The organism is Pseudomonas sp. AMR01 (genome assembly GCF_041946035.1).
Lineage (GTDB): Bacteria > Pseudomonadota > Gammaproteobacteria > Pseudomonadales > Pseudomonadaceae > Aquipseudomonas > Aquipseudomonas antarctica_B.
The window spans coordinates 67330-90232 of sequence record NZ_JAUTYR010000011.1; the positions used below are offsets into that span (position 1 = coordinate 67330).

Here is a 22903-nt window from a genome sequence, read left to right on the forward strand (position 1 = left end):
CTTACAAAATGTCTTGAAAAAAAATATTAAAAAATCCAAAAAACAAAAACCGGGGCACTGGGCCCCGGCTTCCGTCAACGTAACGCTTAAACGCGTTCGAAGACGGTGGAAATGCCTTGGCCGAGACCAATGCACATGGTTGCAACCCCAAGGTTGCCGCCATTTTGCTTCATCACGTTAAGCAAAGTGCCGGAGATACGTGCACCGGAGCAACCGAATGGGTGGCCCAGGGCAATCGCACCGCCGTGCAGGTTAACCTTCTCGTTCATCTTGTCGAGAACTTTCAAATCTTTCAACACTGGCAAGGCCTGTGCGGCGAAAGCTTCGTTGAGCTCGAAGAAGTCGATATCGGAGATGGTGAGGCCCGCGCGCTTCAAGGCTTTTTGTGTGGCCGGTACTGGACCATAGCCCATGATTGCCGGGTCCACACCCGCCACGGCCATCGAACGAATCACGGCCAGCGGCTGGATACCCAGGTCCTGGGCACGCTGCGCCGACATCACGATCATGCACGAAGCACCATCAGTGATCTGCGACGAAGTACCGGCTGTCACGGTGCCGCCCTTTGGATTGAAGGCAGGCTTGAGGGCTGCCAGGCTTTCCAGGGTGGTGTCCGGACGAATGGTTTCGTCGTAGTCGAACAGTTTCAGGAAACCGTTCTCGTCGTAGCCGTTCATCGGGATGATCTCATCCTTGAACTTGCCTTCCACGGTTGCCTTGTGAGCCAACTGGTGGGAGCGCAGGCCGAACGCGTCCTGGGCTTCGCGGGTAATGCCGTGCATTTTGCCGAGCATCTCTGCGGTCAGGCCCATCATGCCCGAGGCTTTCGCCGCGTACAGCGACATGTGCGGGTTAGGGTCCACACCGTGCATCATGCTGACGTGGCCCATGTGCTCCACGCCACCCACCACGAACACATCACCGTTACCGGTCATGATCGCCTGGGCGGCAGTGTGCAGCGCGCTCATCGAGGAACCACACAGGCGGCTGACGGTTTGGCCGGCTGCCGTGTGCGGGATCTGGGTCATCAACGACGCCATGCGCGCAATGTTCCAGCCCTGCTCCAGGGTCTGGTTAACGCAGCCCCAGATCACGTCTTCGACTTCGTTCGGGTCAACCTTGACGTTGCGTTCCAGCAGCTTGCTGATCAGGTGCGCCGACATGTCTTCAGCGCGGGTGTTGCGGTGCATGCCGCCCTTGGAGCGGCCCATTGGCGTGCGACCGAAGTCGACAATCACCACGTCTCTTGGATTCAAGCTCATAAATATTCTCGCTCTAGTCGTCTGGGCGCTTAACCGAAGAAACGCTGGCCGTTTTTGGCCATCTCGCGCAGTTTTTCGGTCGGGTGGTAAAGCGGGCCCAAATCAGCGTATTTGTCAGCCAGGGCAACGAACTCGGCCACACCGATGGAATCGATGTAACGCAGTGCACCACCACGGAATGGAGGGAAACCAATACCGTACACCAAGCCCATATCGGCTTCGGCGGCGGTTTCAACGATGCCGTCTTCCAGGCAACGCACGGTTTCCAGGCACAGGGCGATCATCATCCAGTTGATGATGTCCTCGTCGGACACCTCACGTTGCTCGTAGATGACCGGAGCCAGCACTTCGTGAACCGACGGGTCGGCCACTTTCTTCTGCTTGCCCTTCTTGTCGGCCTCGTAGGCGTAGAAGCCTTTGCCGTTCTTCTGGCCCAGGCGCTTGGCCTCGTAGAGCGCGTCGATCGCCGAGCGGCGGTCGTCTTTCATGCGGTCCGGGAAGCCTTCAGCCATGACGTCGCGACCGTGGTGGCCAGTGTCGATGCCGACCACGTCCATCAGGTACGCCGGGCCCATTGGCCAGCCGAATTTTTCCATGACTTTGTCGATACGCACGAAGTCCACGCCGGCGCTGACCAGCTTGGCGAAACCGCCGAAGTAAGGGAACAGCACGCGGTTGACCAAAAAGCCCGGGCAGTCGTTGACCACGATCGGGTTCTTGCCCATTTTCTTGGCGTAGGCAACGGTGGTGGCAACAGCCAGCTCGCTGGACTTCTCGCCACGGATGACTTCCACCAGCGGCATCATGTGCACCGGGTTGAAGAAGTGCATGCCGACGAAGTTTTCCGGACGCTTGAGGGCTTTGGCCAGCAAGCTGATGGAAATGGTCGAGGTGTTCGACGCCAGAATCGTGTCGTCTTTAACCTGGGCTTCCACTTCAGCCAGTACGGCCTGCTTGACCTTCGGGTTCTCGACAACGGCTTCGACCACCAGGTCGACGTGACCGAAATCGCCGTAGGACAGCGTAGGACGAATGCCGTTAAGCACTTCAGCCATCTTCGCAGGGGTCATGCGACCTTTATCAACGCGGCCGACCAGCAACTTGGCGGCTTCCGCCAGGCCTTGCTCAATACCGTGCTCGTTGATGTCTTTCATCAGGATCGGCGTGCCTTTGGACGCCGACTGATAGGCGATACCGCCGCCCATGATACCGGCGCCGAGTACGGCAGCCTGTTTCACGTCTTTGGCGATTTCGTCGTAGGCCTTGGCCTTTTTCTTCAGCTCCTGATCGTTCAGGAACAAGCCGATCAGACTTTGTGCAGCCGAGGTTTTCGCCAGTTTGACGAAACCGGCAGCTTCCACTTCCAGGGCTTTGTCGCGACCGAAGTTCGCGGCCTTCTGGATGGTCTTGATCGCTTCAACCGGCGCCGGGTAGTTCGGGCCGGCCTGGCCCGCCACAAAACCTTTGGCGGTTTCGAACGACATCATTTGTTCGATGGCGTTGAGCTTGAGCTTTTCCAGCTTCGGCTGACGCTTGGCCTTGTAGTCAAATTCGCCGTTGATGGCGCCTTTGATCAGGTTCAGTGCAGCTTCGGCCAGTTTGTCCGGCGCAACCACAGCATCAACGGCGCCGACTTTCAGCGCGTCTTCAGCGGTGTTTTCCTTGCCTGCGGCAATCCACTCGATGGCGTTGTCGGCACCGATCAGGCGCGGCAAGCGTACGGTGCCGCCGAAGCCAGGGTAGATGCCCAGCTTGACTTCAGGCAGGCCGATTTTGGCAGTGGCCGACATCACACGGAAGTCTGCCGCCAGGCACATTTCGAGGCCGCCGCCCAGCGCGATGCCATTGATCGCGGCAACGGTGGGTACGTTGAGGTCTTCGAAATCACTGAAAATCTTGTTGGCTTCGAGGTTGCCAGCCACCAGCTCGGCATCGGGCAGCTTGAAGTTTTCGACGAATTCGGTGATGTCAGCGCCGACGATAAACACGTCCTTGCCGCTGGAGACGATCACGCCCTTGACCGAGGCATCTGCTTTGATGGTGTCTACGGCCTGACGCAATTCATTCAGGGTTAGACGGTTGAACTTGTTGACGGACTCACCCTTGAGGTCGAATTTCAATTCGACGATGCCACTTTCAAGAGCCTTAACCGTGATGGCTTTACCTTCGTAAATCATCAACTGATCTCCACGATATGGAAGCTGAACAGTACACACTGGACGCTGGCCTCTGGTCTGACATTGATTATTTCGTCAATGCTCAAGCCATTCCGCCAGGCACACCCGCCAATGCGATAGTCGGGGTTATGTATGAGTCGTCTGACAGACAAACGCTCAATTCATACGCCCGTTTGATTTGGGTACGCCACCTTCATCCAATTCCGGGCAATTGTCAATCGCTCGAAAGGCCAGGAAAAACGCGACTTTCCAGTCATTTTCAGAACTTCAACCATAGCCTCACGCCCCGTCAATATTCAAATATTCACGAAATCAATAACAGAAAAGTTATGGGAAAAAACTGTACAGAAGACGATATACCGCTAGGCTAGTGACAACCGTAACGCGCCTGGATGAACATCCGACGCGACAACCACAGATTTACCGGCCTGCCTGGCCAACTCCAGTCCGATGATGATATCGGGCTTTTTAATGCCCGAAGTTCAGGGCCGCGATTTCAAGCCAGGGCCTTGAGCAGCGCATCAATCGCCTTCAACACACTCGCATCGCCCTTCTCGCCCCAATACAAGGCGATCATTTGCTTGTCAGCTTCGACCTTGTAGACGTTGGCCGGCAGCGTCGCAAAATGCGGCAACAACTTTTCATCCGTGCATTCCTCGCGCCACTGATTGACCCATAGCCCAGGCGCCTTCTGCCAGTAACTCCAGATGGCCGGCGTACTGCCGCGCCGTGGCCGACAGTACTGCGCGCAGGGGCTTGGTGGCTCTTGGCTGAGCCAGTGCGGCCACTCCTGAGGCGCCAGTTGCATGGCCAGGCCGATGCGGCGCGCCTCCATGCGCAGGGCCATGCGCCCGCTCTGATGACGCGACGGACGCAGCCATGCCAGAGGGCTCAGAACCACCAGAAGGATTGACACCACTATCCAGACCGTCATATGTGTACTCCCGAATTTCTAGATGAGCGGATTTGACCTGACGCAACCGCATCCGCCTGAAAGCAGCCATACTGAATTTATTGCAGTCCCCTGGAGGAACGCCTCATGCCCTACAAACATATTCTGGTCGCTGTCGATCTGACCGAAGAGTGCGATCCGGTGATCAAGCGCGCGCAGGAATCTGCACTGGCCAATGGCGCCATACTGTCACTGGTGCATATCGTCGAGCCCATGGCCATGGCCTTTGGCGGTGACGTACCGATGGACCTTTCCCAGTTGCAGCAACAACAATTTGACCAGGCCAAAGAGCGCCTGGACCGTTTGATTCTCAAATACCCGCACCTGAAAAAGGAAGACTGCCACCTGACATACGGCCAACCGCGCCAGGAAATCCATCACTTGGCCAAGGAAAAGGCGTGCGACTTGATCGTGGTGGGCAGCCATGGTCGTCACGGTTTGGCGTTGTTGCTGGGTTCTACTGCCAATGATGTGCTGCACGGCGCACCGTGCGATGTGCTGGCGGTGAAATTGGTCAAATCCTCGTAAGACCTATGAAGATCAAATGTGGGAGCGGGCTTGCTCGCGAAAGCGGTGTGTCAGTCACCAGTTGTAGCAACTGACAGACTGCTTTCGCGAGCAAGCCCGCTCCCACACTTGAACTGTATTGCCCTATAAAAAACCCGGTGCTCACCTAAGTGAACACCGGGTTTTTTAATGCACTGGAATCAATCAGCCATCCAGCTCGGCCCAACGCTCAACCAGCACTTCCAGCTCCTGGTTCAACGTTTCCAGGGACGCAATCACCTTGGCAGTGTCCGCCGCCGGGCGCAGGTAGAAGCCCGCGTCAGCCATGTCTGCTTGCACTGCGGCGATCTGCTTTTCCTTGGCGTCGATCTCACCCGGCAAGGCTTCCAGCTCGCGCTGCAGCTTGTAGCTGAGTTTTTTCTTGGCGCCAGGCGCAGCGTCCTGAGCCGGTGCAGCAGCCGCAGGCGTCACCACTGCCGAGGTCAAGTCGGCTTTGCCGGACTTGCTCTCGGTCACGCCCAGCAGGCGCGGCGAGCCGCCCTGACGCAGCCAGTCCTGATAACCACCGACGTACTCGCGCACCTTGCCTTCGCCTTCGAAAACCAGGGTGCTGGTCACCACGTTGTCGAGGAATTCCCGGTCGTGACTGACCATCAGCACGGTGCCGTTGAAGGTCAGCAACACTTCTTCGAGCAATTCCAGGGTTTCAACGTCGAGGTCGTTGGTCGGTTCGTCGAGTACCAGCAGGTTGGCCGGTTTGCTGAACAACTTAGCCAGCAACAGACGCGCGCGCTCACCACCGGACAAGGCTTTCACCGGCGTACGGGCTCGTTGCGGGCTGAACAGGAAGTCGCCCAGGTAGCTCAGCACGTGGCGGCTCTGACCGTCGATATCGATAAAATCGCGACCTTCGGCAACGTTGTCGATCACGGTTTTTTCCAGGTCCAACTGGTGACGCAACTGGTCGAAGTAAGCCACGTCGATCTTGGTGCCTTCTTCTACCTTGCCGTTGGTCGGCTGAAGGCCATTAAGCATCAGCTTGAGCAAGGTGGTCTTGCCGGTACCGTTGGCGCCAAGCAGGCCGATACGGTCGCCGCGCGTGAGGACCATCGAGAAGTCCTTGATCAGGAACGGGCCGCCCGGGTGATGGAAGCTGACGTTCTCGAGCACCATCACTTGTTTGCCCGACTTGTCGGCAGTATCCAGCTGGATATTCGCCTTGCCGGTGCGCTCGCGACGCTCGCCACGTTCAACGCGCAGGGCTTTGAGTGCGCGTACACGGCCTTCGTTACGGGTGCGACGCGCCTTGATGCCCTGGCGGATCCAGACTTCTTCCTGGGCCAGCTTTTTGTCGAACAGGGCGTTGGCGGTTTCTTCAGCGGCCAGCGAGGCCTCTTTGTGCACCAGGAAGCTGGCGTAGTCGCCGTTCCAGTCGATCAGGCCGCCACGGTCCAGTTCGAGGATGCGTGTTGCCAGGCTTTGCAGGAAGGCCCGGTCGTGCGTGATAAACAGCACGGCGCCCTGGAAATCCTTGATGGCTTCTTCAAGCCAGGCGATTGCGCCGATGTCCAGGTGGTTGGTTGGTTCGTCGAGCAGCAGCAGGTCCGGCTCGGACACCAACGCCTGAGCCAGCAGCACGCGACGACGCCAGCCGCCGGACAGTTCGGCGAGGGTCTTGTCTGGCGGCAGTTGCAGGCGGCTCAACGTGCTGTCGACCAGTTGCTGCAAGCGCCAGCCATCACGGGCTTCGAGGTCTTGCTGAACGTGCATCAGCTTGTTCAGGTCGTCTTCGGTGACGCAGTTCTGGGCCAGGTGATGGTATTCGGCGAGCAATGCGCCAACACCGTCCAGGCCTTCGGCAACCACGTCAAACACTGTCCGTCCGTCGGCCACCGGCAATTCTTGCGGCAATTCGCCGATCTTGAGGCCTGGGGCGCGCCAAACAGAGCCGTCATCGGGCTTCTGGTCGCCTTTTACCAGCTTCATCATGCTGGACTTGCCGGTGCCGTTGCGGCCGATGATGCACACCCGCTCACCACGGGCGATCTGCCAGGACACCTTGTCCAACAACGGCATAGCGCCGAAAGCAAGGGACACATCGCTGAATTTGAGCAGGGTCATACACTTCTCCAAAAACTGGGCGCGCATTCTACCTGACTTGAAGGTGGGATGCGGTCGGCATTTTCGCGGTCGACACGTTCTAACGCACATTTATGGTGAACTTGGACCAACCGGTCGGCAAAGCTTTCTTAGGTTGAGGGCAAAAGGCTAAGCTAGGGGCAATCAGTGTCGGCAGTGCCGGTGCTAGTCGTGATTTCTCTGCACGGACGTCTCATGCGCAGTCGCCTTTTCAACTTTTTATCTTGTCTGCTTCTTTCCGCCACCGCCGTTCAATCTGCCCAGGCCGTGGACCTCACCACCCAACGTCAATATTACGATGAAGCCAAACGCGCCCTGGCCAAAGGCGACAGCGGGCCGTACATGCAATACAGCGCCGCGCTGGCGGACTACCCGCTCACGCCGTATCTGGCGTATGACGAGCTGACCGCACGCCTGAAAAGCGCGAGCAACGAGGAAATCGAACAGTTCCTCGCCAAAAACGGCGACCTGCCCCAGGCCAACTGGATGAAACTGCGCTGGCTGCGCTGGCTGGCCGACCGTGGCGACTGGCAGACCTTTGAAAAGTACTACGACCCCAAGCTCAATTTCGTCGAACTGGACTGCCTGCATGGCCAGTTTCAGCTCACGCACAACTTGAAAGCCGAAGGTTACAAGACCGCCGAAAAACTCTGGTTTACCGGCAAGTCCCAACCGGCCGCCTGTGATGTCACGTTCGGCCAATGGGCCGCCGACGGCCAACTCACCGAACAGAAAATCTGGGACCGCGCCAAGCTCGCCGCCGAAGCACGCAACTACGCGCTGGCCAACAGCCTGGTGAAAACCCTGCCAACCCTCGGCGCCCAAGGCCGCCTGATGGTGGACGTGGCGCAAAAGCCCGACATGCTCGGCGACCCGTCGCGCTTCCTGCCGGCCAACGAGGCCATGTCTGATGCCGTGGGCCTCGGCCTGCGCCGCTTGGCTCGCCAAGACCCGGACAAGGCCATGGCCCTGCTCGACGGCTACGCCAGCAGCATGCACTTCTCCCGTGACGAAAAAGTGGCAATCGCCCGTGAAATCGGCCTGACCCTGGCGCGCCGCTATGACCCGCGCGCGCTGGACGTGATGACTCAGTACGACCCGGAGCTGCGTGACAACACCGTCTCCGAATGGCGCCTGCGCCTGCTGCTGCGCCTCGCCCGCTGGGAAGATGCCTACCAGTTGACCCGCAAGCTCCCACAAGACCTGGCGACCACCAACCGCTGGCGCTATTGGCAGGCACGCAGCCTGGAATTGGCCGAGCCGAAAAACCCGCAGGCCCTGGTGCTGTATAAAAGCGTGGCCAAGGAGCGTGATTTCTACGGCTTCCTCGCCGCCGACCGCTCCAAGTCGCCGTACCAACTGACCAACAAACCACTGGTGATGAGCCAGGCGCTGATGAACAAGGTGCGTAACACTCCCGGCGTGCGCCGTGCGCTGGAGTTCTATGCGCGTGGCCAGATCGTTGACGGTCGCCGCGAGTGGTACCACGTCAGCCGTCACTTCAACCGTGACGAAATGGTCGCCCAGGCCAAGCTGGCCTATGACATGAAATGGTACTTCCCGGCGATTCGCACCATCAGCCAGGCGCAGTACTGGGATGACCTCGACATCCGTTTCCCGATGGCTCACCGCGACACGCTGGTGCGTGAAGCCAAGGTACGCGGCCTGCATTCAAGCTGGGTATTCGCTATTACCCGTCAGGAAAGCGCCTTCATGGACGACGCCCGCTCCGGCGTCGGCGCCAGCGGCCTGATGCAACTGATGCCCGGCACCGCCAAGGAAACCGCGCGCAAATTCAGCATCCCGCTGGCCTCGCCCGCCCAAGTGCTGGACCCGGACAAAAACATCCAGCTCGGCGCCGCGTACCTGAGCCAGGTGCACAGCCAATTCAACGGCAACCGCGTGCTCGCCTCCGCCGCCTACAACGCCGGCCCCGGCCGCGTGCGCCAATGGCTGCGCGGTGCTGACCACCTGAGTTTCGACGTGTGGGTGGAAAGTATCCCGTTCGACGAAACCCGCCAGTACGTGCAGAACGTACTGTCTTATTCAGTGATCTATGGGCAAAAGCTCAACTCACCGCAGCCACTGGTGGATTGGCATGAGCGGTACTTTGATGATCAATAAGGCCGACTGACCAAGACCCGGTGACGAGCCCGACCATCATGGCAAGCAGGCCCGTTGTGGCGAGCGGGCTTGCCCCGCGTTGGAGTGCGAAGCGCTCCCAGTTCAGCCGACGCGGTGCAACTGATTAACCGCGTCAGCAGGTTTTAGGGCTGCTACGCAACCCAACGCGGGGCAAGCCCGCTCGCCACAACAAGCCCGCTCGCCACAGCCATCCAGCTCATCACAACAAGCCCCGCTCGCCACAGCCATCCGGCTCATCACAACAAGCTCCGCTCGCCACAGCCATCCAGCTCATCACTACAAGCCCGCTCGCCACACTCCCCTGCGCTAGCCTTCGTGTTGCGCAACCTGCGCCCCATCACTGAACTGCAACGCCGCCAATCGCGCATACAACGGGTTGCTCGCAATCAACTGCTGATGAGTGCCCACCGCCACCAGCTTGCCCTGGTCCATCACGGCAATCCGGTCGGCGTTCTTCACCGTAGCCAATCGGTGAGCGATAACCAGCGTGGTGCGCCCCTGCATCAACTGCGGCAAGGCTTGCTGAATCAAATGCTCACTCTGGGCATCCAGTGCACTGGTGGCTTCGTCGAGCAACAGAATCGGTGCGTCCACCAGCAAAGCGCGGGCGATGGCCAGGCGTTGGCGCTGACCGCCGGAGAGGCCCATGCCGCCGTCGCCAAGGTGAGTCTGGTAGCCGTCGGGCATTTGCAGGATGAAGTCATGGGCATGGGCGATGCGCGCGGCGGCTTCAACCTGGGCGGTGGTCGCGGACGGGTTGCCGTAGCGAATGTTTTCTTCGACGCTGCCGTAAAACAGCGCCGGGCTTTGGGAGACCAGGGCGAAGTGGCGGCGCAGGTCCATCGGGTCAAGTTCGGTCAGCGGGTGACCTTCGAGCAGGATGCGCCCGTGTTGGGGGTCGTAGAAGCGCAGCAGCAGGTCGAAAATCGTCGATTTACCGGCACCGGACGGGCCGACCAGCGCCAGGGTTTCACCTGGGTTGATGGTCAGGCTCAAGCCGTCGATGGCGTAACTGTCCGGCCGCGAAGGGTAGGAAAAACGCAGGTCCTGCAGCTCCATACGGCCACTGACGCGCTCCGGCAATTGCACCGTGCCAGCGGTCGGCGCCTGGATTTCGTTGCTCGACTGCAACAGCTCGCCGATGCGCTCGGCCGCACCGGCAGCGCGCTGCAACTCGCCCAGCACCTCACTCAACGTACCCACGGCACTGCCCACAATTAGGCTATAGAACACAAAAGCAGCCAGCTCACCACCGGAAATGCGCCCGCTGATCACGTCCATGCCGCCCACCCAGAGCATCACGCCCACCGCGCCGAGCACCAGCATGATCACCAGGGTAATCAGCCAGGCGCGCTGCACGATGCGCTTGCGCGCGGTGGCAAAGGCTTGTTCCACGGTCACGGCGAAACGCTGTTCATCCTGCACCTGGTGGTTGTAGGCCTGCACGGTTTTAATCTGGCCGAGGGTCTCGGACACGTAGCTGCCGACGTCGGCGATGCGGTCCTGGCTCAGACGCGACAGGCTGCGCACACGGCGCCCGAAAATCAGGATCGGCGCCAGCACCAGCGGCAGCGCCACCACCACGATGCTGGTCAGCTTGGGATTGGTGACAAACAGCAGCACGATGCCGCCGATGACCATCAAGGCATTGCGCAGAAACAGTGACAGCGACGAACCGATCACCGACTGCAGCAGTGTGGTGTCGGTGGTCAGCCGTGACTGGATTTCCGAGCTGCGGTTGTTCTCGTAGAAGCCCGGATGCAGGTAGATCAGGTGGTTGAACACTTGCCGGCGGATGTCGGCCACCACGCGCTCACCGATCCACGAGACCAGGTAAAACCGCGCAAATGTGCCCACGGCCAGCCCCAGTACCAGCACCATAAACAGGCCGATGGATTGGTTGAGCAAGTGCGGCGACTGGGTCATGAAGCCCTGATCCACCAGCAGGCGAATCCCCTGCCCCATCGACAAGGTAATGCCGGCTGTGACGATCAGCGCCAACAAGGCTCCCAGCGCCTGCCAGCGATAGGGCGCGATAAAGCGGCTGGCGAGACGGATCGCACGACGTTGACGGACTGAAAACATGGAGGGCATCACCTGATGAGCGCAGATAGGTACACCACAACATTGGGGGAACTTGAGTAAATAACAATGAGTCAGGTTAATTATGCCCGCCGATGCGGGCCCCTAGAGGCTATCGGTCTAACGCTTCACTGGAAATTTGTATCGGTTTCTGGTGGACTTGGCGTTCGAATCGGTGAGCGTGTAAGGAGTTGTAATAGCGCGGTCACGCGAGGGGATTAAAGTAGGTACACAACCTGATGAGGAGACAGGCCATGACCTTGCAAAATAGCAGCGACGCCAAAATTGAAGTGATTCGCCAACCGGAGCAGTTGCCATGCTCGTACTTTGATGCCAACGGCCGCGAAGTGTGGATCACCGAAGAAATGATTCAGCAAGCGTGCAGCGAGCTGGAACAGCGACTGGTCAAGCCTGCGCAGCAAGGCTGAAGCGCCCAAGCTCTTTCAAACCCGGCCATCATGGCCGGGTTTTTTATTGGGTGTTAAAGCCAGCCTTTTCAAGGTCTTTGGAACCCCGTCTGTTGGGGCGAACACTATCCCTGTGGCGAGCGGGCTTGCCCCGCGTTGGGTTGCGAAGCAGCCCCGAAAACAGCAGCCTAAGAGTGTCTGACTCACCGCATTCTTCCTTTTAGGGTCGCTTCGCAACCCAACGCGGGGCAAGCCCGCTCGCCACAGAGTATTTATCGCCTGTTCTGCCTAAATACCTTGAAAGGGCTGGGCGCCCAACGCGGTCACGATCGCCGACAACACGGCCGACTCGCCGTTAATGCGTACCTTCAAGCCGTCGATCTCGCGACGCTCTGGGTAGTGCTTGCGCAGCAGGTCGAACGCCTTGCGCTGTTCTTCCACGGTTCCCACAAGGCTGCGGCGGAAATCCGCGTCATCGCGGCGCGGGTCGTACACGCTGCGGCACAAGGTGGCCAATGCCCAGGCCGGATCGGTTGACGCATTTAACTGCACCTCGGCCAGCCAGGGCTGCGGCAGCAAGTCCTTGAGTTGAATGCTCGGCGCCTGGCCCAGGTGCGCGCAGAACGCTTGATAGATTTGCGCCGTGCCGCGCTGCTTGCCGTCCAGGCTGTAGCCGGCGATATGCGGGGTGGCCAGCACACACAGGTCGGCCAGGTCGACGTCCACCTCCGGTTCGCCTTCCCATACGTCCAGCACCGCTTGCAGGTCTTCGCGGTCCAGCAACACTTCGCGCAGCGCGGCGTTGTCCACCACCGGGCCACGGCTGGCGTTGATCAGCCAGGTACCGGGCCTGAGGCTGTTCAGACGCTGGCGATCAAACAGATGCCAGGTGGAGCCATTGCCGGACTTGGTCAGCGGCGTGTGCAGGCTGATCACGTCGCATTGCTCGATGATCTGCGCGAGGCTGACGTAGTCCCCGTCTTCGGCGATCTGGCGCGGCGGGTCGCACACCAGCACGTTCCAGCCCAAGCCTTTAAGGACCTTGACCAGACGCCCGCCGACTTCACCGGCCCCCACCACGCCATAGGTGCGGCTGTTGAGGTCCGCTCCTTCGATCTCAGCCAGGGTGTGCAGGCTGCCCAGCACGTAATCCACCACACCACGGGCATTGCAGCCCGGCGCGCTGGACCACTGGATACCGGCCTGCCGGAAATAGTCGAGGTCCAGGTGGTCGGTGCCGATGGTGCAGGTGCCAACGAAACGCACATTAGTACCATCGAGCAAGGCGCGATTGACGTTGGTCACCGAGCGCACCAGCAACACGTCTGCCTGCTCGACCATGGCACGGTCGATGGAGCGGCCGGGCACACGGCGAATCTCGCCAAACCCTTCGAAGAATGCATCGAGCAGCGGGATATTTTCGTCGGCAACAATCAACATGGCAGGCTCCTTTCGCGGACTCGCAGTGTACAGGGATGCGATCGGTGTTCCACCGCAGATCCACTGTGGATGCAGCCTTTGAGGAAACGGGCTTGTGTGGGAGCGGGCTTGCTCGCGAAGGCGGTGTGTCAGACACAGCTATCTCAACTGACACACCGCCTTCGCGATCAAGCCCGCTCCCACATAAGCCCAAACACACAGCACTGCGGCGAAGGGATGCTTGCTTACAAATCCCTAACACAGGTTTTTTCCTGACCACTGCGTCAAAGCGTAGACTTCGCGGTCCTTGCGCTTCTCTAGACTGGACACCTGTACGTGAACATTGCCACCACCGCCCTCTCCCGCCCCGCCCGCGTCAGCCGCGAGGTGCGCAGCCTGTTGGCGCTGGCCTTGCCGATCATGATCGGCCAATTGGCGACCACCGCCATGGGCTTTGTCGATGCGGTGATGGCTGGGCGCGTGAGCGCGCGGGACCTGGCGGCCGTTGCGCTGGGCAACTCGATCTGGATTCCGGTGTACCTGCTGATGACCGGCACCCTGCTGGCCACCACGCCGAAAGTCGCCCAGCGCTTCGGCGCCGGCCAGCACACCGAGATCGGCCCGCTGGTGCGTCAAGCCTTGTGGCTGGGGCTGATGGTCGGCATCACCGCGCTGCTGATGCTGATCAGCGCCGAGCCGATCCTCCACGCGATGAACGTCGACCCCGAGCTGATCAAGCCTTGCATGGCCTACCTGCACGGCATCGCGTCCGGCATGCCCGCCATCGCTCTGTATTACGTGTTGCGCTGTTTCAGCGATGGCCTGGGCCGTACGCGGCCAAGCATGGTCATGGGCTTGTGTGGGCTGGCGCTGAATATTCCGCTGAACTACGTGTTCATCTATGGCCACTTCGGCGTGCCGGCCATGGGCGGCGTGGGCTGTGGCTGGGCCACGGCCATCGTGATGTGGGTGATGATGCTCGGTTTGGCGGCCTGGACCCGGTGGGCACCGGCCTACCGCAGCAGCGAGCTGTTCAAGCGTTTCGACTGGCCGCAGTGGGCAGTCATCAAGCGCGTGCTGAACATCGGCTTGCCGATTGGTATCGCAGTGTTTGCGGAGTCGAGCATCTTCGCGGTAATCGCCCTGTTGATCGGCAGCCTCGGCGCCAACGTGGTGGCCGGCCACCAGATCGCACTGAATTTCAGCTCGCTGGTGTTCATGATTCCTTACTCGCTAAGCATGGCAGTCACCGTGCGCGTCGGGCAGGCGATGGGCCGGGGTGAGCCGCGTGAGGCGCGCTTTGCTGCAGGGGTCGGCATGGGCACTGCGCTGGCGTACGCGTGCCTGTCGTGCAGCCTGATGCTGCTGTTTCGCGAACAAATTGCGACGATTTATACGCCTGACGCGCAAGTGATCCACGTCGCATCGATGCTGATTGTGTTTGCCGCGCTGTTCCAGTTCTCCGACGCGATCCAGGTCACCGCCGCCGGTGCGCTGCGCGGTTATCAGGACACACGGGTGACCATGGTGCTGACGCTGTTTGCTTACTGGGGTGTGGGGTTGCCGGTGGGTTACGCGCTGGGGCTGACCGATTGGCTGGGCGACGCCAGCGGGCCGAGTGGCCTGTGGCAAGGGCTGATTGTGGGCTTGAGCTGCGCTGCGGCCATGCTGGTGATCCGCCTGGCACGCAGCGCGCGCCGGCGGATTCGCCATGTACCGGTAGCGGTTTAAGCGGGATTCTTGCGAATCCAGTACAGGTAGGTACCGGCCTGTTCCTGCTGATCCACCAGTTCGTGGTCGAGGAACACACAGAACTTGGGAATATCGCGGCGGGTCGAGGGGTCGGTCGCGATCACCTTGAGCAAGCCGCCGGGCGGCAGGTCGCGGATGTGCTGGTGCAGCATCATTACTGGTTCCGGGCAATTGAGGCCGGTGGCATCGAGGGTCCCATCGACAGGTAATTCAAGGCTCATGGTTCACTCCTGATACTGGCACCGCTCAAAAATGTGGGAGCGGGCTTGCTCGCGAAGACGCGGGCACATTCACTATAAATTTCGACTGTTATACCGCTATCGCGGGCAAGCCCGCTCCCACATTTGATATCAGTGCTTTTTGGGTTTCTTCGCACTTTCAAGGCGACGCAAATGGCACGTCACTTCCTCACGGTCGTGATACAGCTGCTTGCAGCCGATCTCCACCCGAATACCCCGCGCCTTGAAGCCGTCCTCGATACGCTCCAGCAAACGCTTCACCTCGGCGTAACGCTGCTTCATCGGCAACTTCAGGTTCACCACCGCCTCGCGGCAATGCCCTTCGCCGATCCAGGTTTCGAGCAAGGCCGCGTTGCGCGCGGGTTTCTCGACGATGTCACACACCATCCAGTCCACCGGCTGCTTGGGCACGAAGGTGAAGCCGTCGGCCATCAAGTGCTGCACAAGGCCGGTGTCCATCAGGCTTTCGGCCATGGGGCCGTTGTCGATGGCGGTCACCAGCATGCCACGGTTGACCAATTGCCAGGTCCAGCCGCCGGGCGCTGCGCCAAGGTCGACGCCGGTCATGTCGCCGTGCAGGCGCTCGTCCCACTGGTCGCGCGGGATAAAGTGGTGCCAGGCTTCTTCCAGCTTGAGGGTCGAACGGCTTGGCGCGTCACGCGGGAACTTGAGGCGCGGGATGCCCATTGGCCACATCGCCGAGTTGTTCGACTCGGCCAGGCCCATGAACACTTCGCGGCCACTTTTAAAGGTCAGCAGCAGGCGCGGCTTGCTCGGATCGTCCACCAGCTTGCCGGCGTTGAGCAGGGCTTTGCGCAGGTGCACTTCGAATTTCTTGCAAAAGTTCGACAGCTCTTTACCGTCGTTGGTGTCGACCATCTCCAGCCACAGGCTGCCGCACACCGGAAACTCGCGCAGGTGGGCGAGGATCACGCTGATGCGGTCGGTTTCCGGCAGGTCGATAAACACCCCACGCGCCCACTGCCTCGGGAAGATCAGCTCGGCAAATCGCTGGCCGTGCATCAAGCGCTGGGCGCCGTCTTCTTCGGTGCAGACAAATTCGGCGCAGGCGCTGCCGGTCTTGGCTTTGGCGTAGCCGGATACGTTCAGGCGCGCGGCGTGTTCCGCGATCTCGGAACAGACTTCGCCTTCAAAACCCGGGCGGCAGTGCATAAAAAGGGTGTTCATCAACTCTCCAAGTGAATCAACCGGCCTTGCGCTGTCGCAATGCCTGTCATGAAAACCCGCGCATGATAACGGAGTTCGGAACCTTGGACTTAACGATAGAGTCCAGTTATTAGCCTGCTAATGAAAACAGGGCTAAGTTGAAAGCTCTGTTCGTCCCGCCAGGTCCGTAGCCGTGCGGACCATAAGGAGTCATGTAATGTCATCCGTTGATAGCCTGAGAACCCTTAAAACACTGGAAATTGACAGCAAGACCTACCATTACTTCAGCCTGCCCGAAGCCGCCAAGAGCCTGGGCGACCTGGGCAAGTTGCCGATGTCGCTCAAGGTGCTGCTGGAAAACCTGCTGCGCTGGGAAGACAACAAGACCGTCACCGGCGCCGACCTCAAGGCCATTGCCGCCTGGCTCAAAGAGCGCCAGTCCGACCGTGAAATCCAGTACCGCCCCGCTCGCGTATTGATGCAAGACTTTACCGGCGTTCCCGCCGTGGTCGACCTGGCCGCCATGCGTGCGGCCATGGCCAAGGCCGGTGGCGACCCGCAGCGTATCAACCCGCTGTCGCCGGTGGACCTGGTAATCGACCACTCGGTAATGGTCGACAAGTTCGGCAACGCCGACGCCTTCGAGCAGAACGTCGACATCGAAATGCAGCGCAACGGCGAACGTTACGCCTTCCTGCGCTGGGGCCAGAGCGCCTTTGACAACTTCAGCGTGGTGCCGCCGGGCACCGGCATTTGCCACCAGGTCAACCTTGAATACCTTGGCCGCACCGTGTGGACCAAGGACGAAGACGGCCGCACCTACGCCTTCCCCGACACGCTGGTCGGCACCGACTCCCACACCACCATGATCAACGGCCTCGGCGTGCTTGGCTGGGGCGTGGGCGGCATCGAAGCGGAAGCGGCCATGCTCGGCCAACCGGTGTCGATGCTGATCCCGGAAGTGATTGGCTTCAAACTCACCGGCAAGCTCAAGGAAGGCATCACGGCCACCGACCTGGTGCTGACCGTGACCCAAATGCTGCGCAAAAAAGGCGTGGTGGGTAAATTCGTCGAATTCTACGGCGACGGCCTGGCCGATTTACCGCTGGCCGACCGCGCGACCATCGCCAACATGGCCCCGGAATACGGCGCCACCTGTGGTTTCTTCCCGGTGGACGAGGTGACGCTGGACTACCTGCGCTTGTCCGGCCGCCCCGCCGAGACCGTCAAACTGGTCGAGGCCTACACCAAGGCCCAAGGCCTGTGGCGCATAGCCGGTCAAGAGCCTGTGTTTACCGACACCCTGGCGCTGGACATGAGCAGTGTTGAAGCCAGCCTGGCCGGGCCGAAACGCCCGCAGGACCGGGTTTCCCTGCCGAATGTCGGCCAGGCCTTCAGCGACTTCCTCGACCTGCAATTCAAACCCACCAATAAAGAAGAGGGCCGCCTGGAAAGTGAAGGCGGCGGCGGTGTGGCCGTGGGCAATGCGGACCTGGTGGGTGAAACCGACTACGAGTACGACGGCCACACCTACCGCCTGAAAAACGGCGCGGTGGTGATCGCCGCGATCACCTCCTGCACCAACACCTCCAACCCCAGTGTGATGATGGCGGCCGGGCTGGTGGCGAAGAAGGCCGTGGAAAAAGGCCTGACTCGCAAGCCCTGGGTCAAAACCTCCCTGGCGCCCGGCTCTAAAGTGGTTACCGACTATTACAAGGCGGCAGGCCTGACCGAATATTTGGACAAACTTGGCTTTGACCTCGTCGGCTACGGCTGCACCACCTGCATTGGCAACTCCGGGCCGTTGCCCGAGCCGATTGAAAAAGCCATCCAGAAAGCTGACCTCGCCGTCGCCTCGGTGCTGTCGGGCAACCGTAACTTTGAAGGCCGCGTACACCCGCTGGTGAAAACCAACTGGCTCGCGTCGCCGCCGCTGGTCGTCGCTTATGCCTTGGCCGGTACGGTGCGTATCGACATCAGCAGCGAGCCGTTGGGTAACGATCAGGACGGCAAGCCGGTGTACCTGAAAGACATCTGGCCGAGCAGTAAGGAAATTGCCGACGCCGTGGCTCAGGTCAGCACGGGCATGTTCCACAAGGAATACGCCGAAGTGTTTGCCGGTGACGAACAGTGGCAGGCCATTGAAGTGCCGCAAGCCGCCACTTACGTATGGCAGAAGGATTCAACCTACATCCAGCACCCGCCTTTCTTCGACGACATTGGCGGGCCACTGCCGGTGATCCAGGACGTGAAAGCCGCCAATGTGCTGGCGTTGCTCGGGGATTCGGTAACCACCGACCACATCTCCCCCGCCGGTAATATCAAGACCGACAGCCCGGCCGGGCGCTATTTGCGCGAGCAAGGCGTGGAACCGCGTGACTTCAACTCCTACGGCTCACGCCGCGGCAACCACGAAGTGATGATGCGCGGCACCTTCGCCAACATCCGGATCCGCAATGAAATGCTTGGCGGTGAGGAAGGCGGCAACACCCTCTACATCCCGACCGGCGAGAAAATGCCGATCTACGATGCGGCCATGAAATACCAGGCCTCGGGCACGCCGCTGGTGGTGATCGCGGGGCAGGAATACGGCACCGGGTCGAGCCGTGACTGGGCGGCCAAGGGCACCAACCTGCTGGGGGTCAAGGCGGTGATCGCCGAGAGCTTCGAACGTATCCACCGCTCCAACCTGGTGGGCATGGGCGTGTTGCCGTTGCAGTTCAAGCTGGATCAGAACCGCAAGTCGCTCAAACTGACCGGCAAGGAGAAAGTCGACATTCTTGGGCTGACCGACGCCGAGATCGAACCGAGGATGAACCTGACGCTAGTGATTACACGGGAGGACGGCAGCAGCGAGAAGATTGAAGTGCTGTGCCGGATTGATACGTTGAATGAAGTGGAATACTTCAAGGCGGGCGGGATTCTGCATTACGTGCTGCGCCAGTTGATCGCCTCCTAGAGAACACCGGAGATCAAATGTGGGAGCGGGCTTGCTCGCGAAAGCGGAGTGTCAGTCGATACATTTCTGACTGAATCACCGCATTCGCGAGCAAGCCCGCTCCCACATTTTTAACCGCATTTCAAATCAACCGAACAACCACTTCCACAACAACACCAACACAACCACCGCCAACACCGGCCGTGCAATGCGGTACGCCTTCGGATGCTTGCGCTTCCACTGCTTCACCACACCACTGAACCTGTCGCTGAACGTCTTGCTCCACGCATACGCCTGGTTGATCCCGCCCACGCGCTCGTCGTCCAGATTCTGCGGCGCGGTTGCGCGGCCCAATTGCTTGCTGACCCAACGGTTAACGCCGGTCATCAAGCGGTTGCTCAGCGGACGCTCGATGTCGCAAAACAAAATCACGCGGGTGTGTTCGGTTTCGTTCTTCACCCAGTGCACGTAGGTTTCGTCGAACATCACGTCTTCACCGTCGCGCCAGGCGTACACCTGGCCGTCGACGAAGATGCGGCAGTCGTCGGAGTTCGGCGTGGACAGCCCCAAGTGGTACCGCAACGAACCGGCAAACGGGTCGCGGTGCGGGTTGAGGTGGCTACCGCCCGGCAACAGCGCAAACATCGCGCCTTTCACGTTGGGAATGCTGCTGACCAGCGCCACGGTTTTCGGGCACAGCGCCTCGGCCGATGGCAGGGGTTTGTCGTACCACTTGAGGTAGAAACGCTTCCAGCCCTTTTTGAAGAACGAACCGAAACCGGCGTCATTGTTCTTCTCGGCGGCGCGGATGTAACCCTCGTCGAACAGGTGCATGGCCTCTTCGCGGATCACTTCCCAGTTGTCCTTGAGCACGTCCAGCTCCGGGAACTTGCTGCGGTCCAGATAGGGTTTGGACGGTACGGCGGAGAACAGGTACATCAAGGCGTTATACGGGGCGAACAGTGCCGAATGGTTGACGAACTGGCGCAACACCGGCAAACGCGCCTTGCCGCGCAAGTGCACATACAGAATGCTGCCGATAAACAGCGACAGCACCGACAGTTTGGCGGCCAAAGAAAAGGTCATGCAGCAACTCCTGGAAATAATCGCCTGGCCAACAGCAGACGTAGCAGCCGGCCATGATAAACACTTGGGCCATTATGCAGAAGGCCTTCGCCGATCAGCTGACACATATCAAACCTTGTGGTGAGCGGGCTTGTTGTGTTGAGCAGGCTTGTTGTGGTCAGCAGGCGTCCTGTGGCAAGCGGGCTTGTTGTGGCGAGCGGGCTTGCCCCGCGTTGGAGTGCGTAGCGCTCCCAATTCAAACAACGCGGTGCAACGGGTGAACCGCGTCGTCAGGTCTTGGGGCTGCTGCGCAACCCAACGCGGGGCAAGCCCGCTCACCACAACAGCCCCGCTCGCCACAACAGCCTCACTCACCACAGATGGCCCATCAAGCCTGGGTTTCCTGATCAGTAAACAAATCGCTGAACAGCATGCTCGACAGGTAGCGCTCGCCGGAGTCCGGCAGGATCACTACGATGGTTTTGCCCTGCATTTCCGGCTTCTCGGCCAGGCGCACGGCCACGGCCATCGCGGCGCCGCAGGAGATACCGCACAGAATCCCCTCTTCCTGCATCAAGCGCAGGGCCATGGCCTTGGATTCTTCATCGGTCACCAGCTCAACGCGGTCGACAATCGACAGATCGAGGTTTTTCGGCACAAAGCCGGCGCCGATGCCCTGGATCTTGTGCGGGCTCGGCTTGATTTCTTCACCGGCCAGCGCCTGGGTGATCACCGGCGAGACGCGGGGCTCCACGGCCACCGACAGAATCGGCTTGCCGGCAATGTGCTTGATATAGCGCGACACGCCGGTGATGGTGCCGCCGGTGCCCACGCCGGCTACCAGCACGTCGACCGCGCCGGCCGTGTCGTTCCAGATTTCCGGGCCGGTGGTTTTCTCGTGGATTGCCGGGTTGGCCGGGTTTTCAAACTGGGCCGGCATAAAATAGGTCGCCGGGTCGCTCGCAACAATTTCGCCGGCTTTTTCGATTGCGCCCTTCATGCCCTTGGCCGGTTCGGTCAGCACCAGTTCCGCACCGAGCGCCTTGAGCACTTTACGCCGTTCGATGCTCATGGACGCCGGCATGGTCAGCAGCAACTTGTAGCCACGGGCAGCGGCGACAAAGGCCAGGCCAATCCCGGTGTTGCCCGAGGTCGGTTCTACAATGGTCATGCCCGGCTTGAGTTTGCCGCTGCTTTCGGCGTCCCAGATCATGTTTGCGCCAATGCGGCACTTCACCGAATACCCTGGGTTACGCCCTTCGATCTTGGCCAGAATGGTCACGCCGCGCGGCGCGATGCGGTTGATCTGCACCAGAGGCGTGTTACCGATGGAGTGCGCGTTGTCTGCAAAGATGCGGCTCATAACGGGTCCTTAAAGGCAATTTCAGGAAGGCCCCAAGGGTATGCCTCGGGCCCGCAAGCGTCCAGTCAGAGGAACGTTGCGCCCGCCTGCGCGGTCCATCGCCTATACCGTTGGGCTTAAACCGTTGGAGAATTGACCATGAAACGTCGCTACAGTGGGCTGCTATGGATCGTCGCCGTGCTGGTGGTGGTGCTGATTGCCCTGGACCTCGCGCTGCCCTACGTGGTGCGCAATTACCTGAATGACAAACTCGCCGACATGGGCGACTACCGTGGCCAAGTCACGGACGTAGACCTGGCCCTGTGGCGCGGTGCCTACCGCATCAACGGTCTGAAAATCGTCAAGGTCGACGGCAAGGTGCCCGTACCGTTCGTCAACGCGCCGTTGATTGAATTTGCGGTCAGCTGGCACTCGCTGTGGTACGACCATGCGGTCGTTGCCGAAGGCCACTTCGTAAAACCTGAAATCAACTTCGTCGACGGCGGTGCCAACAAGCAGGCGTCCCAGACCGGTAAGGGCACTGACTGGCAGCAGCAGTTGAAAAAACTGTTGCCCATCACGCTCAACGAGGTGCGGATTGAGGACGGCAAGATCGCGTTTCACAACTTCAACTCCAAGCCTCAGGTCAGCATCAATGCCACCGAAGTCAACGCCAGCTTATATAACCTGACTAACGTGGTAGACCTCAAAGGCAAGCGCGACGCGCGGTTCGATGGCAAGGCGCTGCTGCAAGGCCAAGCCCCGCTGGAAGCCTCCGCGACCTTTGATCCGTTCAATGACTTTGAAGACTTCGAATTCCGCTTCCGCGCCCGCGACCTGCAACTCAAACGCATGAATGACTTCGCCTCGGCCTACGGCAAGTTCGATTTCAAGGCCGGTACAGGCGACGTGGTGATCGAAGCGCAGGCAGAGAAAGGTCAACTTAGCGGCTATATCAAGCCATTATTGCGCAACGTTGAAGTGTTCGACTGGCAGCAGGACGTCGAGAACAAAGACAAAAATATCTTCCGCTCAATCTGGGAAGCCGTGGTCGGCACCAGCGAGACCGTGCTCAAAAACCAGAACAAAAATCAGTTTGCCACCCGCGTGGAACTGAGCGGCAGCGTCCATCAGCAAAATATCAGCGCGTTCTCGGCGTTTTTGGCGATTTTGCGCAACGGTTTCATCCAGGCGTTTAATGCGCGGTATGAGCAGCCCAAGCCGAGCGTGGATTAAAGTGTGACCGGCCATTCAGAGACTGAATAACCCGTCTGCGTTCACAGTCGGCGGGGCCTCGCGGTATAGTCGGG

General features: G+C 60.0%; 17 protein-coding genes. 7 read left to right on the plus strand and 10 right to left on the minus strand.

The genetic code is table 11. From position 1 onward, the window contains the following. Positions 1-86: 86 nt before the first annotated feature. A complete protein-coding gene (gene fadA, locus Q7C20_RS12685) occupies positions 87-1262 on the minus strand; it encodes an acetyl-CoA C-acyltransferase FadA (RefSeq protein ID WP_024074080.1) in 1176 nt (391 codons plus the stop codon). Positions 1263-1291: 29 nt separating this feature from the next. After that, complete coding sequence (gene fadB / locus Q7C20_RS12690) at positions 1292-3439, minus strand: fatty acid oxidation complex subunit alpha FadB (protein ID WP_375067758.1); 2148 nt, start codon at positions 3437-3439, stop codon at positions 1292-1294. Positions 3440-3456: 17 nt separating this feature from the next. Between fadB and Q7C20_RS12695 the strand changes: the two genes are divergently transcribed. Then, positions 3457-3810, plus strand: a complete 354-nt coding sequence (locus Q7C20_RS12695) for a hypothetical protein (RefSeq protein WP_375067759.1) — start codon at positions 3457-3459, stop codon at positions 3808-3810. A gap of 125 nt (positions 3811-3935) precedes the next feature. On the opposite strand, the gene Q7C20_RS12700 is transcribed toward Q7C20_RS12695, so the two are convergent. Further along, complete coding sequence (locus tag Q7C20_RS12700) at positions 3936-4373, minus strand: hypothetical protein (RefSeq protein WP_348059179.1); 438 nt, start codon at positions 4371-4373, stop codon at positions 3936-3938. A 105-nt stretch (positions 4374-4478) separates the two neighbouring features. On the opposite strand from Q7C20_RS12700, the gene Q7C20_RS12705 reads away from it, so the two are divergent. After that, positions 4479-4919 (plus strand): universal stress protein, encoded by a 441-nt coding sequence (locus Q7C20_RS12705; RefSeq protein ID WP_049709433.1) that lies wholly within the window; start codon positions 4479-4481, stop codon positions 4917-4919. 183 nt (positions 4920-5102) lie between these two features. Here Q7C20_RS12705 and Q7C20_RS12710 read toward each other — a convergent pair whose 3' ends face one another. Further along, positions 5103-7019: an ATP-binding cassette domain-containing protein gene (locus Q7C20_RS12710; RefSeq protein ID WP_375067761.1), complete on the minus strand. Its 1917-nt coding sequence runs from the start codon at positions 7017-7019 to the stop codon at positions 5103-5105. A 213-nt stretch (positions 7020-7232) separates the two neighbouring features. On the opposite strand from Q7C20_RS12710, the gene Q7C20_RS12715 reads away from it, so the two are divergent. Continuing rightward, entirely contained in the window at positions 7233-9161 is a 1929-nt protein-coding gene (locus tag Q7C20_RS12715) for a transglycosylase SLT domain-containing protein (RefSeq protein WP_375067762.1), read from the plus strand. A 327-nt stretch (positions 9162-9488) separates the two neighbouring features. Here the strand turns inward: Q7C20_RS12715 and Q7C20_RS12720 are convergent, their stop codons facing one another. After that, the gene (locus Q7C20_RS12720; protein WP_375067764.1) at positions 9489-11276 is read right to left on the minus strand and encodes an ABC transporter transmembrane domain-containing protein; all 1788 of its coding nucleotides are present in this window, start codon (positions 11274-11276) and stop codon (positions 9489-9491) included. A 242-nt stretch (positions 11277-11518) separates the two neighbouring features. Between Q7C20_RS12720 and Q7C20_RS12725 the strand changes: the two genes are divergently transcribed. Beyond that, positions 11519-11692 (plus strand): PA1571 family protein, encoded by a 174-nt coding sequence (locus Q7C20_RS12725; RefSeq protein WP_375067766.1) that lies wholly within the window; start codon positions 11519-11521, stop codon positions 11690-11692. Between the two features lie 267 nt (positions 11693-11959). On the opposite strand, the gene pdxB is transcribed toward Q7C20_RS12725, so the two are convergent. Further along, positions 11960-13111, minus strand: coding sequence for a 4-phosphoerythronate dehydrogenase PdxB (pdxB, locus tag Q7C20_RS12730; protein ID WP_375067768.1), 1152 nt, complete (start codon positions 13109-13111; stop codon positions 11960-11962). A gap of 315 nt (positions 13112-13426) precedes the next feature. On the opposite strand from pdxB, the gene Q7C20_RS12735 reads away from it, so the two are divergent. Further along, positions 13427-14821, plus strand: a complete 1395-nt coding sequence (locus Q7C20_RS12735; RefSeq protein WP_375067770.1) for an MATE family efflux transporter — start codon at positions 13427-13429, stop codon at positions 14819-14821. Here the strand turns inward: Q7C20_RS12735 and tusA are convergent. Then, entirely contained in the window at positions 14818-15063 is a 246-nt protein-coding gene (tusA, locus tag Q7C20_RS12740) for a sulfurtransferase TusA (protein WP_348059191.1), read from the minus strand. The two genes, Q7C20_RS12735 and tusA, sit on opposite strands and share 4 nt — an antisense overlap. Before the next feature lie 129 nt (positions 15064-15192). Continuing rightward, positions 15193-16269, minus strand: coding sequence for a 23S rRNA (cytidine(2498)-2'-O)-methyltransferase RlmM (gene rlmM / locus Q7C20_RS12745; RefSeq protein ID WP_375067772.1), 1077 nt, complete (start codon positions 16267-16269; stop codon positions 15193-15195). 196 nt (positions 16270-16465) lie between these two features. Here rlmM and acnA point away from each other — a divergent pair, with 196 nt between their 5' ends. After that, positions 16466-19207 carry an aconitate hydratase AcnA gene (gene acnA, locus Q7C20_RS12750; protein ID WP_375067774.1) on the plus strand — a complete coding sequence of 914 codons (2742 nt, stop codon included), beginning with the start codon at positions 16466-16468 and terminating at the stop codon, positions 19205-19207. Positions 19208-19333: 126 nt separating this feature from the next. Here the strand turns inward: acnA and Q7C20_RS12755 are convergent, their stop codons facing one another. Then, positions 19334-20272 (minus strand): aspartyl/asparaginyl beta-hydroxylase domain-containing protein, encoded by a 939-nt coding sequence (locus Q7C20_RS12755; RefSeq protein ID WP_348059197.1) that lies wholly within the window; start codon positions 20270-20272, stop codon positions 19334-19336. Positions 20273-20639: 367 nt separating this feature from the next. Continuing rightward, the gene (gene cysK, locus Q7C20_RS12760) at positions 20640-21614 is read right to left on the minus strand and encodes a cysteine synthase A (RefSeq protein WP_375067776.1); all 975 of its coding nucleotides are present in this window, start codon (positions 21612-21614) and stop codon (positions 20640-20642) included. 138 nt (positions 21615-21752) lie between these two features. Between cysK and Q7C20_RS12765 the strand changes: the two genes are divergently transcribed. Continuing rightward, entirely contained in the window at positions 21753-22829 is a 1077-nt protein-coding gene (locus Q7C20_RS12765) for a DUF748 domain-containing protein (RefSeq protein WP_375067778.1), read from the plus strand. Positions 22830-22903 lie beyond the last annotated feature (74 nt).